The organism is Psychrobacter sp. NPDC078631 (assembly GCF_050268165.1).
In the GTDB taxonomy this organism is placed as follows: Bacteria; Pseudomonadota; Gammaproteobacteria; order Pseudomonadales; family Moraxellaceae; genus Psychrobacter.
The window spans coordinates 168,967-187,044 of the sequence record NZ_JBNNGG010000002.1 but is presented as its reverse complement, the minus strand read 5'-3'; the positions used below and the strand labels follow the sequence as shown (position 1 = coordinate 187,044).

Sequence of the window (18,078 nt, the reverse complement as noted above, 5' to 3'; positions counted from 1 at the left end):
CATATAAAATAAAGCGCTGGTTTAACAACCTATCTGCGCTTTTTGTTTTTGCGTCATATTGTATATTGTGTTGCCAGAAAACTGATGGATACTATGATTAAGTAGGCAAATGATACAAAGTCTTGCTATAATAATCGAAAATAAACCCTGATGTTAGTAAGTACTTTCAGACTGCTTGTGTCCAAGACCTCAAAATATACGCCATTCTCATGATTAAAGAGACGGCTATATCAGGTATCTTACCAGTGCAATCACTCTAAATAATGCTTACGCCGAGCTAGTAGGATTTGTATCAATGAAAAAGTTAATCGCTGCTGCCAGCTTATGCGTTGCAAGTTTCAGCGTACAAGCTGCTATTATTGTTCCTGAATATGACGTCAATGCAGGTCAAAAAGTTGCAGAAACCGTTTGTGCCGCTTGTCATGGTCTTAATGGGGTCAGCATTGTTCCTGCACAGCCAAACCTTGGCGGCCAAAACGTAAAGTACCTATATAAACAGCTAGTCAACTTTAAAGCAGGTTATCGAAAAAACGGTATCATGCAGTCACAAGTTGCTAATCTGTCTCAACAAGACCTAGCCAACGTAGCAGGTTATTACGCCAGTCAAGCGCCTTGGGGCGTTGGCTACGGCAACCCTGCAACCAACCAAGAAGCGACTAAGCTATTCTTGGGCGGTGATAAGTCGCGCGGTGTTATTGGTTGTGCCGGCTGTCATGGTCCAGATGCTGCAGGTAACACTTGGGCTGCATTTCCAAAGCTAGGCGGACAGCATGCTCAGTATATTGCTACTCAGCTAAAACTATTCCGTGCCGCTGGACGTGTTGATGATATCGATAGCGATGATCAAAAACGAGTCAATGATGCAGCCAAAGAAGGCGAGATGGGTATGATGCAAACGGTTGCATCGAAACTATCAGATCGTGACATTCGTATCCTGTCAGACTATGTAAGTGCTATTCACTAATTGAGTCGCATTGATTCAATATCTGATACATGCTTTGCTTTGCATAGAAAGCTATTGAGTAAAGCCACTGAGTATTGAATCGCATATTGATTATATCTGAATGACTAAACCCCGATTTCGGGGTTTTTTTATAACTGTTTGTCCCTTATATTAAGACAGTATTTAGCTGAATTCATTTACAGAGGCCAGTCGTTGCTCTGTATAATTATAAATTATCGTTATTCACTTTATACCAATTTGCAAAATATGATTAACTGTGTCAAACATATTCAGTCTACCATGAGTGGTAATTGCGCGTTTTTTGTTTGCTAATCCAGTTTTTGTGAATGGTATTAATTAGATCGTTTGGATTGAAATTATGATGATCCGTTATGCTTCTTATTTTATCGCGGCGCTACTACCGTTATTGCTATTTCGTTGGTTTGCACCTGCGTCAATTGGTGAGATTGACTTTTGGTTACTATGGCTATTAGCCATGGTATTGGTTGCGCTGCCAGTTGTTTACGCTGAGATAGCGTTGGCCTATCGCAGTGTCGAAGGACCTCTAGCGGGTATGCAAAAGCTCACTCGTGAAGCAGATGTCAGTCCTATCTGGCGCAGCTTTGGTTGGTTAGCAGCGTTGGTTTCTATAGTGATTGCAGCGTTGGTTATATCTGGTGCAAGTACAGGTATATTGTCCGCGTTAACTGAGCTAAATAGCGTACCTGATGTACCTAGCTTCGCAGTTGCTGCAGGACTAATGGTCATCGCGGTACTCTTAAGCTTGCTAGGTATTGCGCCATTACCTATTGGTTTAGGATTGATGGTAATAGGGTTGCTGCTAGGGTTCGCAAACGGTGTGCCAAATGCTGGTTTTGCCATGACTGATGTCAGTTTGACGGAATGGGCACGCGCAGTCGCGTTAGCATTAGTCAGTGTTGGTGCAGGTACAGGATTATACTGGTTCGGTCAAAACCTAGTGAGTAAGCAGACAGTCACAGCGGTAGAAGCCAACAATCAGCAAGCAAAAAACAGAGTTGCTACTCGTGAGTACCGTGCAACCAAGTTAGTGTTACCGATTTGGGTGTTGCAACTTTTGATAGGAGTAGTGGCTTTATTTACTAGCGGTATGTCGCTACCGCCAATTGGACAACTGTTATATTGGGGCGGGGTGTTATTTGTAGCCAGTTACTTGCTTCATTACAGCACGCAACAGTTAACACACAAATTTGGATTAATGGTTAGTCTGATAATCACTTTTGCTGTAGCGTTATTATTAGTGGTTGCGATTCCGACAGCATGGTTAGTTGGCATCTTGGTCATTATTAGTAGCATTGCGGTACTACTATTATCAGTATTTGCGGGTTGGCAGATGAAAATCAGTCATCTGCGTAAGTCGTTAAATTTCAGCAATGAAGCAGTTTATAACTTGTGGCGAGTGGCGATACGTTTAGTCGTACCATTAGCATTGCTGCTAGCATTAATAGGTTGGGTGATGCAGTGGTTGAGCTAACAGTTGAAGGTCGTGACAGCAGTGTGCCACAGTCTACGCAAGCCAATCTAATGACCGTATATCTGGCGTATGCTAAAGATGAGCAGCGCCAGCATTACCTAGCTTTGCAGGTTAGACAAGGTGCTAGTTTGCATGAAGCATTGGCGCAAGCAGGATGGCTTGAGAAATTTGCAGAACTGGCAGAGTGGTGTGAGCAAGTAATAGATATCACCACGCCAACTGCGAAACGTTGGCATGTGGGCATTTATGCACAGAAACAGCCATTAAGCTATTTGCTACAGCCTTTTGACCGTATCGAGGTATATCGCAGTTTAAGCGCTGATCCTATGTCTCAGCGCAAAAATAAATCTCGTAGCTAAATTATTAACTATCTAAGCTAATAGGTTTCGCTGACTATGATGCTGGCAGACTCTCAATACCTTCGATGCGCGTGACCAAACCATTATCATCAAAGTAAACAACTAAATGCTGGCTAGCGTTTTTGACATCTGCGATGCCTTTGCGGCTACCTTCAGTGCCTGCTTTGTAGTCATAGATATAATCCCAGCGTTTAGGCTCAAGAGTATCTCGAATTGCAGGGCTACCAAGAGTATAAAGAACTTGGTTTTGATTCATACCCACTTTTAGCTTCTGGGCTTGGGTTTGAGTAATCGCTGTGCCTTGTGGCAAATCAATCTTATAAACACTCAATAATGAGCAGCCAGACATAGCAACAGTAGCGCTAAGCATACTGGTGATAACGATCTTACGTAATGCGCTTGTGTGGCTTAACGGACGGAAATTTAATGTCTTTATCATGGTAAGATGACTCATAAGAAATGAATTAGGTGTGGCCAGCGTTAGGTCGTACCAGTCTGACCGACAATCTTGGACAAATGATACGTCATTTACTTGCAATTGCCTACCACTTACGACATTATTTACCAAACACAATCTGAATAGTTAGATTAATTATATTTTAAATTCATAGGCTTGCATCTCGATATTTAGAAAATAATAAGAGAGATGTCTGCGTAAGTTTCATCAGTTTATTATTAATCATTTACTTTATATTAAATAAAAATAATCTTTGTTGATTATTTATCTCATATTTTCTATTTGTTAAGACTGTCACAGTCAAAAGGGATATTATGGCTTCTTTTACCAATCAAGATTTACGTAGAGCAGGACTCAAGGTCACGTTACCTCGTATCAAAATTTTAGAGCTATTAGAAAGCGCAGAGCTGCATCACATGAGCGCAGAAGAAGTGTATAAGGCACTTATCGAGCAAGGTGAAGATGTAGGTCTTGCCACTGTCTATCGTGTCCTAACACAGTTTGAGCAAGCAGGTATTGTTGAGCGTCATAACTTTGAAAACAATCTATCTGTATTTGAGATTACCCAAGAAGAGCATCACGATCATCTAGTTTGTGATGTGTGTGGCAAGATTATAGAGTTTCATAATGAAGTCATTGAAGAAGAACAGCTGAAAGTAGCAGAAAAACATGGCTTTAAACTGTCTGGGCATTCTCTAGTGCTATATGGTATTTGTGCGGACCAAGCCTGTAGAGATAGCGCGAAATAGTTTTATGTTATATCACTAGAAATGCTTATTTCTATCAGTACTACGATATCGAACAATAAAAGAAACCCTCGTTATTTATAACGAGGGTTTTTATATATGTCTATTCTGTATGGGAAACTCAATAACTTAGCTCACATCTAACGATAAACTATCAGCACCTTCATCTAAATTAGCTTTACCGTTTTTGCTACTGAGCTTAATTTTGAGGCGTAGATCGTTAGGAGAGTCGGCATGTAGAATCGCTTCTTTATACGTTATCTCTCCTTGCTCATACAAATCAAAAAGTGCCTGATCAAAGGTTTGCATACCACTGTCTCGTGAGCGTGTCATCACATCTTTGATTTCATGAACTTCCCCTTTACGGATATAGTCACTGATCAGCTGCGAATTTAGCAAAATTTCAATAGCAGCGCGTCTTCCTTTACCATCAGGCGTGGGGATAAGTTGCTGCGCGATAATAGCTTGCAGGTTCAACGACAAATCCATAAACAACTGATTATGGCGACTGGTTTCAAAGAAGTGAATGATACGATCGATTGCTTGGTTAGCGTTGTTTGCGTGCAAGGTTGCAAACACTAGATGGCCAGTTTCTGCGTACTGAATAGCATAGCTCATGACTTCACGGTTACGAATCTCACCGATTAAGATGACATCGGGTGCTTGGCGTAGCGTGTTTTTTAGGCCCGCTTCAAATGAATGGGTATCGATACCAACCTCACGTTGGGTGATAATACAGCCGCGATGTTTATGGACAAATTCGATAGGGTCTTCTATCGTAATAATATGACCATGAGAATTTTGATTGCGATGTCCTATCATTGCAGCAAGGGTAGTGGATTTACCCGTACCTGTTGCGCCAACTAATAGAATAATACCGCGTTTTTTCATCGCCAATTCTTTTAACGCTGGCGGTAAACGTAACTCTTCGACCGTTGGAATGTTGTTTTCAATTTTCCGTAAAATCATTCCTGCCATATCACGCTGTATAAATGCACTGACTCGAAAACGTGCTTGCTGCGCCTCATCAGCAATAGCAAACTGACACTCATTGGTATCTTCAAACTCTTTTCGTTGGCTTGGCGACATCACACCCTTGACCAACCTCATGGTTTGCTCAGCACTCAAGGGCGTTTTACCAACAGGCAATATCTTTCCATTGACTTTCATGGAAGGCGCTACATCAGCAGTAATAAAAAGGTCAGAGCCATTTTTATTAATCATTAACTGCAATAGTTTATCAATGTCCATATCGTACCTGCACTAGATGTAAATCGATTAAGAAAATATTTAAAATCATGCCGTAAAGTTCGTAAGTAGAAGGCTATTAAATAATAGTGGATATCACCAATTATTCACTTCTAATGGTCTCTATATATACTATAGAAACGCTTCAGGCTGTTTTGCATAAGGACGCGCCACATCTTTGCTAATAGTACCTTTGCCTACCAAGTTCTTTAATGTTTGATCGAGCGTAATCATGCCTTCGCCTGCACCAGTTTGAATAGCAGAATACATCTGAGCAATTTTATTCTCACGTATCAAGTTACGGATAGCGGGGGTACCTAACATGATTTCATGGGCTGCCACACGTCCACCTGCTTGACGACGTAACAGGGTCTGTGAAATAACGGCTTGCAATGATTCTGACAGCATCGCGCGAATCATGTCTTTTTCAGCAGCAGGGAACACGTCGATGACACGGTCAATTGTCTTAGCGGCTGAGCTAGTATGCAAGGTACCGAATACTAAGTGACCAGTTTCTGCTGCGGTCAATGCTAAACGAATGGTCTCAAGGTCACGTAGCTCACCGACCAAGATAACATCAGGATCCTCACGTAGAGCAGAGCGTAATGCTGGTTCGAAACCCAAAGTATCACGATGAACTTCACGTTGGTTAATCAAGCTTTTCTTTGATTCATGAACAAATTCAATCGGATCTTCGATAGTTAGAATATGCTCCTTACGGCTTTCGTTAATATAATCAATCATCGCCGCAAGCGTTGTCGATTTACCTGAACCTGTTGGGCCCGTTACCAGTACCACACCACGCTTAAAGTCAGAAACGCGTCTAAAGACATCGCCCATACCTAAGTCTTCCATTGTTAATACTTTGGAAGGAATGGTACGAAATACAGCGCCTGCACCGCGGTTTTGATTGAAAGCATTGACACGAAAACGTGCTAGATTAGGGATCTCAAAAGAAAAATCCGTCTCAAAAAATTCTTCAAAGTCAGCACGTTGTTTATCATTCATGATGTCATAAATAAGCTGATGCACAACCTGATGGGTCATCTCTGGCATATTGATACGTGTCATTTCACCGTCAACACGAATCATTGCCGGCATGCCTGCTGAAATATGTAAATCTGATGCCTTATGTTTAACAGTAAAACGCAGCAAATCTTCGATACTTAGATTATTTTTTTCAGCCATAATTTGATATTCCTATCACTTAGTTCGGGTAAAACAGAACACTACAACAACACGTGGTAAACTATCTATCAGCAATTTCAGTTGAATAAGAAACCTTGAAGAGATAACCGACTTTGTTTTTACTATCGCTAGCATATTCAGTAGCATATGTTAAAGCATGTAACAATATCATAACAAGACTGTGAGTATTTAACCATCTACTAAATTAATAAAACTCAAAATTAGTCTTAATAAAGATATTTTTATATAAATAGTCTCTTATCAATCTTCATTAAACGATTCTGCATAAAATAGTCATAAATATTGAGTAATTATTTTTTGAAGAAGTTTTGGAAACCTAATAAGTATTAAAGGCCGAATATGAAAGAAAAAGATCAAAATATTGATGAAGTGACACTTATCGATAACTGGCAGCAAGTTCATAAGCAGATGAAGCAAGCGTGTGATCATGCTGACAGAAAGGCTAATAATGTTATATTGTTGGCTGTTTCGAAAACGAAACCTACCGATATGATTGCAACTTTAGCAGAACAAGGACAGCGTGATTTTGGTGAAAACTATCTACAAGAAGCCATCGAAAAAATTACTGAACTTAAAGCTCAACCTGTAGGCAAGAGTATCGTTTGGCATTATATCGGTAGTATTCAACGTAATAAGACACGTGACATTGCAGAGCACTTTGATTGGGTGCAAACGGTTGAGCGAGATATCATCGCCAAACGATTGAATGAGCAACGACCAGCTGACCTGCCACCGTTGAATGTGTTGCTCCAATTGAACATCGATAATGAAGATAGTAAGTCAGGATGCCTGCCAGCCCAGTTGCCAGAGCTGATAACAGCGATCAAAGGCTACGAGCGCTTACAACTGCGAGGTTTGATGATTATTCCTGCTAAAGCAAATACGGATGCCTTTGCTCGAACTAAGCAGTTGTTTGAAAAGGTTAAAGCCGACTATCCAGAGTTAAGTAGCTGGGATACGCTTAGCATGGGTATGAGTGGTGATATGCCAGAAGCGATAGCAAACGGCACAACGATGGTACGTGTCGGTACTGCTATCTTTGGTCAACGTGCTTAAAACGATATGAATAGGCTAGTTAGGCATCCTTTAACTAGCCAGTAAATTAAATGACATCTTCTAATTTAGTGACTAGCATCTGCGTGATTTTAAGATTATCAGTCGCAATAATCTCAAATCGATAATTGGCATACTCAATCGTATCGGTCTTCTTAGGGATTTTTCGGAGCATATACATCATAAATCCACTGATAGTCTCGTAATTTTGACTGCGTGGTAGGTTGACGATATCTAATGCACGAATTACATCTTCGATAGGGGTCATGCCATCGATTAACCAGGAGTTGTCAGTGCGCTGGACAATAGGCTGTTCCTCTAGCGTTACCAATTCACCCATCACAATACTCATCACGTCCTTTAATGTAATAACACCAACGACTAGGGCATATTCATTCACAATAACCGCAAAATCAGCGCCAGTAGATTTAAACATCTCTAATACTTCAAATAAAGACAACGTATCAGGCACGAAAAGTGCTGGCTTCAATAGAGTCTTGTTTGTCAGGCCAACTTCCTGTTGGTTCAAAACCAAAGCTAAAAAGCTACGAGATTCCACATAACCAACGATATGTTCTAAATCGTCATCATGGCAGACCAAGAACTTATTGTGTGGCTGCTCAATCATGATATTCACGACTTCTTCGGTACTTGTCTTGGTATCAAAGTAAACGATATTTTCTCGAGGATTCATCACTGAGGTGACGGTACGCTCTTGCATATCAAAGATATTTTCGATCAAGTGATGCTCTTGCTTCTTTAATACACCTGCTTCAGCACCTGCATCCATCACTGCATAAATATCTTCTGGTGTCATATCATCTTGACGTATGGTTGAGATGCCAAAAAGTTTAAACAGGATATTTGCAGCCCCATCGAACACCCATATAATGGGCTTTAGTATAAATATTAACAACATCATCGGGCGTACAAGCCGTACCGCTATCGTCTCAGCATTTGACATGGCCAAACGCCTAGGCATTAGATCAGCAAGTAGCGAAAACAAACTCGTGATGAGTACAAATGATATAACCGATGCTATCGTTTCACTATTTAATAACTGCTCGAGATAAGGACTGATGGCCGATTCACCCACGGCACCAGCTGAAATAGCGACCGCATTTAGCACTATTTGTACGACGGTGATAAAACTGCCAGGATGCTCTTGCATATTGAGCACATCAAGTGCGCGAACATCGCCTTCTTTTGCCATAATTTGAAGCTTGATTTTGCGGCCTGCGGCAATGGCAATCTCAGCAGCAGAGACAAAGGTGCTTAAGGCAAGCAATAAAAGAAGAAAAACACTAGCGGTTAGCAAACTCATGACGTACTCGAAAAGGAAATAAAGATAATTGAGGCAAAATAGTTAGTGAAACTGTGTGGAAAAGAATATGGTTAGGTGTAAAAATTTTTGGTGGATAAAAACCAAAAAAGCTGGGCAAGCACCCAGCTAATAGTAAAAATTCGATATCTTGTAAAACTGGCTAACTAGTACCTCTCAACTTATAGATAGTGAAAGTTGAGAGGTGTGTAGCAATTAACCTTTGATTGACCACTTATTAACCAATGGGTAACGGCGTTCACGTCCGAAAGCTTTGTGGCTAATCTTGGTACCGATAGGAGATTGCAGGCGTTTGTATTCGCTGTTGTCTACCATTTTGATGACTTTGGCGACCATCTCAGCATCAAAGCCTTTATCAATAATCTCTTGATAGCCCATATCTTCATCGATATATGACGTCAAGATACCATCTAACACATCGTAGTCAGGCAAGCTATCTTGATCCTTTTGATCTGGACGTAATTCAGCTGATGGCGGACGAGTAATAACACGCTCAGGAATAACAGGCGTATCCTCTAAACGGTTACGATAGCTCGCCAATTTATAAACTTGAGACTTATATACGTCTTTTAGTACGTCAAAGCCACCAGCCATGTCGCCATATAGTGTTGAGTAACCAACAGCCAATTCTGACTTGTTACCAGTCGTGATAACTAAATGACCGAATTTATTAGATAAGGCCATTAAAATAACACCGCGAGCGCGCGCTTGGATGTTTTCTTCGGTCGTATCCGCTGGTGACTTATTGAATAACGGCGCTAGTGTATGACGGATGCCTTCGACAGCGTCAAAAATAGGGCAGACGGTGTAAGAAACATTTAAGCGACGTGCTTGGGCTTGAGCATCTTCTAGACTGATTTGAGAGGTGTATTCGTATGGCATCATGACCGCATATACCTTGTCAGCGCCTAACGCATCAACAGCGATACAAAGTGTCAATGCTGAGTCAATACCACCTGATAACCCGACGATAATGCCAGAGAACCCTGAATGATTGACATAGTCGCGTAGACCGACGACTAACGCCTGATACATTTCAGACTCGCGGCTCAAGGTTAGAGGCGCTTTGGTCTGTTCGTTAAACTTAGCAGTTTTTACATCTAACGTAGCCAATAGCAACTGGTTCATAAAGCGCGGCGCTTCATGAGCAATGCTGCCGTCAGCTTGTACAGCCATAGAGCCACCATCAAACACTAGATCGTCTTGCCCGCCGACAGCATTGACATATACGATAGGTAGCTTGTTTTCACGGCTACGCTTGGCCAGCATAGTCTTGCGATTGTCCTGCTTTTCAATCTCAAAAGGTGAGGCGTTTAAGCTTACGATTAAATCAGCACCCTGTTTTTTAAGCTCAGAGATAGGACCTTTTTCCCACAAATCTTCACAGATAAGCAGACCAATAGTAATACCTTTATAGTCAAATAAAACTTGATTACGACCTTTATCGAAATAGCGACGTTCATCAAACACGCCATAATTCGGCAAAATTTGCTTATGGTAAAAGCCTTTTTGATGACCATTATGTAGGATGGCAGCAGAGTTAAAAGTTCCGTGATGATCGACATGCGGATAGCCGACAATCATGACGATATCATCAATATCACTCAAAGTAGACAAAGCGCTTTTGACGCGACCTGACAAGCTTGGACGTAGCAATAAATCTTGTGGAGGGTAGCCTAGTAGCGCTAACTCTGGGAATACGATTACGTCAGCACCCTGTTCGCGTGCTTGTAAAGCTAGGTTACGCATTTTTTCGACGTTGGTTGCGATATCACCGACCAAAAAATGTGATTGAGCTAAGGCAAAAGTGACAGTATCTTGTGGTTTATTGGTCTTACTGGCTTCGTTTGAGGTGTTAGAGTTGGGGTTATCAGTGTCTTTTGACATTGTTATTGTTCCTATCGATATATTATTAAAATTTGGTGTGTCTGTATTGATTTCAAATAAAATCAAAGTAAATCCGAAATTAACTCAAAACTGCGCTCTTGCATATCAAGCTTAAATATTGAGCTGATATGCTGAGTCTAAATCTTATATAAGCCTTTATAAAAGACTTATGATTTTGCTCAAGTAACTCACTCTAAGTGATGGCGACACCCTAAAATTAGAACTTATGATAGTCTAAAAGAAGACGATATAAGCGGGTGTTGAAATCTGGCTCAGAGGATTCGATGTCTGTACGACGATGTAAATAAATATGTGCAAATAAACTTAACTACACTGAAAAGCTTAAAATAATTGCTTTAGTATAACATCAATTGTCGCGACAAATAGAACGCACCAGTGGATTCCCTTATAAGATAACAGTTTAAAAGCTGAACATAAAAGCAGTTTTCAATACATCATTTTTACACACTAAATTCATGCATTATGCGCTAGTCATTATCGTCGTCATCTAGTAAGCTTGCATAGACAAAGTTGTAAGTAAAGATTACAACAACGCGTTATATAATTCACACGCTTTATTGCATAATAAAGTGTGCTAGCTGCATTTTTATTGTGTTATCTAGGATAATAAATGGCTATGAATTTGTAGTATGGAGCTGAACACAGTCACACTATTTAACTGTCACACTATTTGATTGTCATATGACTCCATAAGTCCGACCCAATGCTTTTTTGTATGATTCGCAACTCTCGCTAATGGATATGGCTTACAGACAACGTCTAAGAGCTAATATTCATCACACATTTATAAACTCGCCAGCAAAATTATCGTTTGCTGTCCGCTTTTGGTTTATACGCTATGATTGAAAACTGGACAAAAGAATTTATTATTCAGCGCTTATTAGCAATTACGTTGCTAGTGGTGCTGTTCGTATTGTGTTTTCAAGTGGTGCAGTTTTTTATTGTACCAGCGCTGTGGGCAGCGATTTTGGCCTATGTAACTTTTCCTATTTATAATTTCTTCCATGAAAAGGTAAAGCTGAGCCCAGATTTTAGTGCCGCTATTATGACGGTGAGCATTTCACTGATAATAGGCGTGCCACTGGTCATCGGTGTGTTTATCTTGCAGCAAGAAGCTTTGAGCTTGATCAGCAACTTGATTTATCGTATCAAGGTAGGTTACTTAGATGTGCCTGATTCTCTTAAAGATTTACCTATCATCGGTCAGCAAGTCAAAGACGTACTGTGGCGTATCAATAAAAACCCAGAAGGGACGCTAGAAGCTTTTCGCATTTGGGTTCAGTCGCATTTATATTATGGCAAAATAGCATTTGATGTGGTGTTCAGTAGTTTGGCCAAACTCGGTATGGCGTTAATGACGCTCTTCTTTTTTTATCGTGATGGCACCAGTCTGGTTCGGCAGATTCGTCAAGCGCTGCGCAACATCATCGGTAATCGCATCGACGGTTACATCGATTCTGTAGGTACAACTACGCGTGCCGTGGTATACGGCATCGGGCTGACGGCATTGGCTCAGGCTTTATTGGCAGGTATCGGCTATTACTTCGCTGGTGCGCCAAGTCCTATCTTATTGACCATTGTCACGTTCATTATTGCCTTGATTCCCTTTGGCACGCCATTTGTTTGGGGCGGTGTGTCGATTTGGCTATTGAGTCAAGGGCATACTGCAGAGGGTATTGGCCTGGCGCTATGGGGTGTATTAGTAATTAGCTGGGTGGATAACTTGATTCGTCCTATCGTCATTAGCGGCGCGACCAAAATTCCTTTTATCATTATTTTTATCGGTGTACTGGGTGGTCTAACAGCGTTTGGTTTTGTTGGTTTGTTTATTGGACCTGTCGTATTGGCTATCGGGCTTGCAGTATGGCGCGAGTGGATATCGCAGCATAAGAATGAGATATTTGCTCAGCAAGAGGTGATGCTTTCTGACCCTCGTGTGATAGATCCTGTGCACGAAACAGAATAACGAGTCATTAGGGCGTGTCTTCAATTCACCCGATGGCCATCTAAATGGGCTAAAAATGACTAAATTTTGCCAAACATCGTCAAATAGCTATTTAATATCCTGATATTATCTACGCTATTTTTCTTGTTTGACGGCAATTTATCTCATTTTTATCTCCATTTTTGAAATGAAGACACGCCCTAGAAAATACGATGTAAAAAATTATCGATAGAGACGATGAATAATGACAAATAAGAATATGGCAGAATCGACGAATAATAAGGTCGATAAGTTAAGCGCGATTAAAAATATCACTGTTCTAGCAGACAGCAATATTGCCAGTCTGAATGATTTTTTTAATGATGCTACGCTTGGTCAGCTGATTGAGCATACGGTTGATATCATTGCTGTTGCTGGTCGAGATATTGATGCAGCGCTACTTGCCGAAGTACAGCCAGATATACTGCTGATACGCTCTGTGACGAAAGTAAACGAAACGCTATTGGTTGATAATAACAGCGTGCAGTTTGTCGGGTCTGCGACTATTGGTACCGACCATGTAGATCAAGATTATCTAGCGTCTCGCAATATCACTTTTGCCAATGCGGCTGGTTGTAGCAAGCATTCTGTGGCTCAATATGTATTGACGGCTGTTTTCACTTTGCGTCCGCAGTATTGGCAGCAATCGGCGTCATTAACATTAGGTGTCATTGGTCTTGGTAATATCGGTAGTACACTTGCTCAATATGCCTATGACTTGGGTTGGCAGGTGCTAGGTTATGATCCCCTGTTACCATCCTCTAAAACTAACAATGCTAGCCTTGATCAGGTACTTAGCCAAAGTGACGTGGTTAGTCTGCATGTGCCTTTGACTAATGAAAAGAATGCGACGAATCCTAAAGGTAGTGACTACCCAACACGTCATCTTATCAACGCAGCTGCATTAGCAATGATGCCTGCCAATACGATGTTAATTAATAGTGCGCGCGGGCCTGTAATTGAAGAGAGCGCACTTAAAGCAGATATTGAGCGTACTGGACGTCAAGTGGTGCTAGATGTGTTTGAGCATGAGCCAGAAATTGCAGCAAGCTTGCTATCCAAAATTGCTATTGCCACACCGCATATCGCTGGCTATACGCTAGAAGGTAAGCTGCGTGGCACACAAATCATTTATGACGCCTTGTGTGAAAAATTAGCGATACCTCTAACTCAATCTATGTCCAATCTACTACCGCTAAATATGTTCTTATGGTCTGAATTAAAATCGTATCCAGACAGATTGGCAAAGTTTTATGATGTCATGCAAGATGATGCCTCATTGCGAAATAAAGAAGTTGATGGGCAAGTAAATGGTGCTGACTTCGACGGTCTGAGACGTGATTATCACTTGCGCCGTGAGTGGCAGTTTTAATTAAACAAGATATTTAGCAACCAATTATTCATCAGTCGCAGTAGAGCCCAATGACTCAAGCAAATAACATTTCTTCGCAGCCTATTACTTCTAAGCCTAGCTACGCGCCAACCATGACACTTGCAATGGCACAACAGCGTGCGCAATTTATCAGCAATATTCGTCAGTTTTTTACCAGTCGACAAGTGCTGGAAGTGCAGACACCGCTATTATCCCAAGCAGGCAATACAGACACTTTTTTGCAGTCTGTAGCAGCTCATGTGACCTATCAAGACCGTCCGCGCACTTATTATCTGCATACCTCGCCTGAGTTTGCAATGAAGCGTTTATTAGCCAGCTGGCAAGTACCTATTTATCAGATTTGTCCTGTCTTTCGTAATAACGAAATAGGTACGCGTCATAATATTGAATTTACGATGCTTGAATGGTATCAACCGAATTATAGTCTGGACGAGATAGCAACTGAACTTAATGAGTTGTTAGAAGCGCTTTATGGTCATTCTGTTGTGATGAGTCATTATCGCTATGTCGATGCCTTTATGGATTATGTTGGTATACATCCGTTGACAGCGAGTTTAACTGCATTGCAAGCCGTGGCAGAAGATATGGGTTTGACAGGATTTAATTTTAATAATACTGATGATAGCGAAGAAAATCGTCGTCAGAGCTGGTTAGATTTGTTATTCAGTCACGCCGTAGAGCCAAACCTAGGTCATGATTTGCCGACATTGATTATAGAGTATCCACCTGCGACCGCTGCGTTAGCGAAAACCGCTATGGATAAAGACGGTAATAAAATTGCGAAGCGTTTTGAGCTGTATATTAATGGCGTTGAGATCGCCAATGCTTATGATGAATTAGCAGATGGTCAAGCACTGCTCGACCGTTTTGAACAGGATAATCAATTACGCGCGCGTCATAATCTACCTCAAATGCCAATCGATGAACATCTATTAGCCGCATCCAATGATTTGATGCCATGTAGTGGTATCGCAGTCGGTATGGATAGGTTGCTAATGGTTTTAACAGGTGCAAGCAGCTTGGAAGAAGTCATTCCTTTTCCCAGTGGGCGAGCATAATTGAATGAGCTTCTTGTAGATTAGCTGTAATCTAAATACATAATAAAAAGGTCGTTACCGATTTACCAATTAGATATTGGCGAATCGACAACGACCTTTTGTATTGGCTGCTTCTAAAATCTAGCGTCCACAATCAATTCTGGTAATGCTAAATTTATTTATACCGTAGCAACTGCTTCATTGATATCGATATCACCATTGTGTAGATTGAAGATTTTGCCTATGGTGTTATCCGCGGTTAGCACCGAGGCTAACGTTGTCGCTACATCTTCGATTGCATTCTCACCAGAGTTGGTATCATTAATAGTGATTTTGCCGGTACCAGCACGTTCTTTTAGTGCGCCTGGCTGTACGATAGTGTAATCAAGCGAGCTGTTGTTCACTAACCAGTGATCTGCGTAGTGTTTAGAGATGTAGTATTCTTTTAGATCTGCAATACCTGGGTTTTCGTCCCATTTTTCAGTTTCTAATGAGAAGACTGAGCTCAGCATAATATAACGTTTAATGCCTTTATCTTGTGCAGCCTGCATCGTTTTCACGGCACCGTGCAAATCAACTTCTAAGACGTTTTTACCACCAGACCCTGCAACAAAGTAAACAGCCTCAATGTCCTGATCCAGTTGTTTTTCAATAGAGTCTTTGCTGGCTGTAATGTCTAAATCTAGCTGGGTATAGTTGTCATTATCAAATAGTTTTTCTTTCTGACGAGTCGTGCCAATAACTTGATGATCAGCCAATAACTGCTTAACCAAATCACCGCCCACTCGACCACTTGCACCAACGACTAAAATTTTCATAATCATTCCTATTTTTATTTAAATGCTATTGTTTGAATTATTCAGTAAGTTTATTTATCTTAAAAACCGAATATAGAGTAACAAAGATAGGTAGCACGCTTCGTTATAAAGCGTGCTGATTGAATAGTGTTTGGTTATAGAGTGTATACCGTTTGCAAGGAAGCAAACGTTGATCAGATGACATCATATAATAGATGACAGAACAGGTAGGCGTCAGATAGAACCATAGAAGGCACTAACGAACCAAGCGATTGAGACCATCCGCAAAGGCTTTTTTATCTCGATCGCCGTAGGGTTTTTGACCGCTCATTTCCTGCAACTCTAGGACACCAGTACCGCGCATAGTATCCATAAAGTCGCGCATATTGAGCTTTTGCTTGATGTTGTTCTTATCGTAGACCACGCCGCGCGTCGTCAATACCATGCCACCTTTATCCAAAATGTCATTGGCCAAAGGAATGTCGCTAGTGATAGCCAAGTCACCAGCCTGTATCTGCTCGACGATATAATCATCAGCTTTATCGAAACCTGACGGTACGACAGTCATAACAAGTAGGGGTGACTTGCGTAGCTTGATCGGCTGATTGGCCACAAATATGGCCATGGTCTTGGTACGTTCAGCCGTTTTAATAATCAAATCTTTGGCAATCAATGGCACCGAGTCTGCGTCCACCCAAATTTGCATTATTTTTTAGCCTTTTCAGATTTTGATGGAGGAGTATTCAGGCTGTCTGTTTGGCTATCTTTAGTGTCTAGTTCATCAGCTGTGGCATCATTTTGAACACTGTTCTGAGCACTGTTTTTAGCATTACTCTTAGTATCCACATCTGCTTTACTAGGCTGAGTATCTACAATTGCATACTCTTTATCTAGGCCAACCTTGTTTGGCAAGATAGCAACCAATTTTGCCATAGCAGGCTCTAAATCAGTCACGTCATTAGGCATCAAGGTGATATGAGCAATCTTGCGATCGTCACGCTCAGCCTTATGATAGCTATGATAATGAGCGCCATCGATATTTAGCACTGCACTGATATCGGGATATTGACCCAGTACATTCACCATAATTGCAGGATGGACGTTATCTGTATCGCCTAATGGCAAGTTGACTACGGCACGGATATGATTCTCAAACTGACTGGTAATAGCGCCTTCAATACTCCAGTGTCCAGAGTTGTGGACTCGTGGTGCGATCTCATTCGCCAGTATCGCATTATGACCGCGAGCATCTTTAGTGACGAACAATTCAAGCGCCATAACGCCAACGTAGTCCAAATGGTTCATGACTTTGGTGATAGCATCTGTTGCTTGTTGAAACAGGTGACTCGTGCCAACAGCAGGTGCTTGAGTTTTGGCCAATATACCGTTGTGATGATGGTTTTCGACCAAGTCGTAACAGCGTACCTGACCATTTTGCGCTCTTGCTGCAATGATAGAGACTTCACGGCTAAAGTTAATAAAACCTTCAGCAATTAACGGCGCAGGTGTTGGCGTGAGTGAGCCTTTACCGCTGACGGCGTCTTTTAAATCTAGCCAAGCAGCCTTAATATCACTGTCTTGCTTGATAACGAACTGTCCCTTGCCATCGTAACCACCTCGGCTGGTTTTTAGAACGATAGGCAGCCCTAATTCTTTACAAGCGTGCTTGAGCTCAGCTTCAGAATTAACTTCCATAAATGGCACGGTTGCAATATCAAGCGTGTTGAACATCTGCTTTTCTTTTAGACGATCTTGAGCGATATCAAGCGCAATCAATGGTGGGAACATGCCTTGCTTGCTGCCAGATTTTGACAAGCTAACCAGTTGCTCGACCGTAGACGTTGGCGTGTTTTCAAACTCTAACGTAAAGACATCCGCTGCTGCGATAAAGTCTTCTAATTGATCGCTATGAAAGACACGACCGTACAAGCTGGCAGGGCATTCTGGATTGTCTTCTAAGAATACGCATTGGTAGCCCAATGGCATAGCGGCTTCGGCAAGCATCATACCAAGCTGACCACCGCCTAAAATACCGATGGTACGAATGGTTTGGGTAACAGGATAAGCGTTTGCTGTAGTCATGGCAGGC

Annotated in this window: 16 protein-coding genes; 8 read left to right on the top strand and 8 right to left on the bottom strand. The window is 41.4% G+C overall.

What is annotated here, in order from left to right; all coding sequences use genetic code 11:
* The first annotated feature begins 295 nt into the window (after positions 1-295).
* The 3 genes from ACQKCP_RS06865 (at position 296) to ACQKCP_RS06855 (ending at position 2,815) form a co-directional block, all read left to right on the top strand.
* On the top strand, positions 296-964 hold the full coding sequence (locus ACQKCP_RS06865; protein ID WP_101205531.1) for a c-type cytochrome: 669 nt from the start codon (positions 296-298) through the stop codon (positions 962-964).
* 358 nt (positions 965-1,322) lie between these two features.
* Positions 1,323-2,456, top strand: a complete 1,134-nt coding sequence (locus ACQKCP_RS06860) for a hypothetical protein (protein ID WP_427611776.1) — start codon at positions 1,323-1,325, stop codon at positions 2,454-2,456.
* Positions 2,444-2,815, top strand: coding sequence for an RnfH family protein (locus ACQKCP_RS06855; protein WP_427611775.1), 372 nt, complete (start codon positions 2,444-2,446; stop codon positions 2,813-2,815). Before ACQKCP_RS06860 ends, ACQKCP_RS06855 begins: the two co-directional genes overlap by 13 nt.
* A gap of 34 nt (positions 2,816-2,849) precedes the next feature.
* Here the strand turns inward: ACQKCP_RS06855 and ACQKCP_RS06850 are convergent, their stop codons facing one another.
* On the bottom strand, positions 2,850-3,269 hold the full coding sequence (locus ACQKCP_RS06850) for an outer membrane protein assembly factor BamE (protein WP_057758247.1): 420 nt from the start codon (positions 3,267-3,269) through the stop codon (positions 2,850-2,852).
* Positions 3,270-3,586: 317 nt separating this feature from the next.
* Here ACQKCP_RS06850 and fur point away from each other — a divergent pair, with 317 nt between their 5' ends.
* On the top strand, positions 3,587-4,021 hold the full coding sequence (fur, locus tag ACQKCP_RS06845) for a ferric iron uptake transcriptional regulator (protein ID WP_057758249.1): 435 nt from the start codon (positions 3,587-3,589) through the stop codon (positions 4,019-4,021).
* Between the two features lie 126 nt (positions 4,022-4,147).
* Here fur and ACQKCP_RS06840 read toward each other — a convergent pair whose 3' ends face one another.
* Positions 4,148-5,269, bottom strand: coding sequence for a PilT/PilU family type 4a pilus ATPase (locus ACQKCP_RS06840; protein WP_427611774.1), 1,122 nt, complete (start codon positions 5,267-5,269; stop codon positions 4,148-4,150).
* A gap of 129 nt (positions 5,270-5,398) precedes the next feature.
* On the bottom strand, positions 5,399-6,454 hold the full coding sequence (locus ACQKCP_RS06835; protein WP_296209488.1) for a type IV pilus twitching motility protein PilT: 1,056 nt from the start codon (positions 6,452-6,454) through the stop codon (positions 5,399-5,401).
* Positions 6,455-6,814: 360 nt separating this feature from the next.
* Between ACQKCP_RS06835 and ACQKCP_RS06830 the strand changes: the two genes are divergently transcribed.
* Positions 6,815-7,531: a YggS family pyridoxal phosphate-dependent enzyme gene (locus ACQKCP_RS06830; protein WP_427611773.1), complete on the top strand. Its 717-nt coding sequence runs from the start codon at positions 6,815-6,817 to the stop codon at positions 7,529-7,531.
* A 46-nt stretch (positions 7,532-7,577) separates the two neighbouring features.
* On the opposite strand, the gene ACQKCP_RS06825 is transcribed toward ACQKCP_RS06830, so the two are convergent.
* Entirely contained in the window at positions 7,578-8,852 is a 1,275-nt protein-coding gene (locus tag ACQKCP_RS06825) for a hemolysin family protein (RefSeq protein WP_427611772.1), read from the bottom strand.
* Between the two features lie 213 nt (positions 8,853-9,065).
* Positions 9,066-10,757, bottom strand: a complete 1,692-nt coding sequence (locus ACQKCP_RS06820) for an NAD+ synthase (RefSeq protein WP_427611771.1) — start codon at positions 10,755-10,757, stop codon at positions 9,066-9,068.
* Between the two features lie 859 nt (positions 10,758-11,616).
* On the opposite strand from ACQKCP_RS06820, the gene ACQKCP_RS06815 reads away from it, so the two are divergent.
* The 3 genes from ACQKCP_RS06815 (at position 11,617) to epmA (ending at position 15,213) form a co-directional block, all read left to right on the top strand.
* The gene (locus tag ACQKCP_RS06815; RefSeq protein ID WP_427611770.1) at positions 11,617-12,744 is read left to right on the top strand and encodes an AI-2E family transporter; all 1,128 of its coding nucleotides are present in this window, start codon (positions 11,617-11,619) and stop codon (positions 12,742-12,744) included.
* A gap of 280 nt (positions 12,745-13,024) precedes the next feature.
* Positions 13,025-14,134 carry a 4-phosphoerythronate dehydrogenase gene (locus tag ACQKCP_RS06810; RefSeq protein ID WP_427612032.1) on the top strand — a complete coding sequence of 370 codons (1,110 nt, stop codon included), beginning with the start codon at positions 13,025-13,027 and terminating at the stop codon, positions 14,132-14,134.
* A 50-nt stretch (positions 14,135-14,184) separates the two neighbouring features.
* Positions 14,185-15,213, top strand: coding sequence for an EF-P lysine aminoacylase EpmA (gene epmA, locus ACQKCP_RS06805; RefSeq protein ID WP_427611769.1), 1,029 nt, complete (start codon positions 14,185-14,187; stop codon positions 15,211-15,213).
* 158 nt (positions 15,214-15,371) lie between these two features.
* On the opposite strand, the gene ACQKCP_RS06800 is transcribed toward epmA, so the two are convergent.
* From ACQKCP_RS06800 to ACQKCP_RS06790, 3 genes are all read right to left on the bottom strand, one after another.
* Positions 15,372-16,010: an NAD(P)H-binding protein gene (locus ACQKCP_RS06800; protein ID WP_427611768.1), complete on the bottom strand. Its 639-nt coding sequence runs from the start codon at positions 16,008-16,010 to the stop codon at positions 15,372-15,374.
* Positions 16,011-16,245: 235 nt separating this feature from the next.
* Positions 16,246-16,695 carry a YaiI/YqxD family protein gene (locus ACQKCP_RS06795; protein WP_102093310.1) on the bottom strand — a complete coding sequence of 150 codons (450 nt, stop codon included), beginning with the start codon at positions 16,693-16,695 and terminating at the stop codon, positions 16,246-16,248.
* A complete protein-coding gene (locus ACQKCP_RS06790; protein WP_427611767.1) occupies positions 16,695-18,071 on the bottom strand; it encodes a 5-(carboxyamino)imidazole ribonucleotide synthase in 1,377 nt (458 codons plus the stop codon). The genes ACQKCP_RS06795 and ACQKCP_RS06790 overlap by 1 nt, the downstream gene beginning before the upstream one ends.
* Between the last annotated feature and the right edge of the window lie 7 nt (positions 18,072-18,078).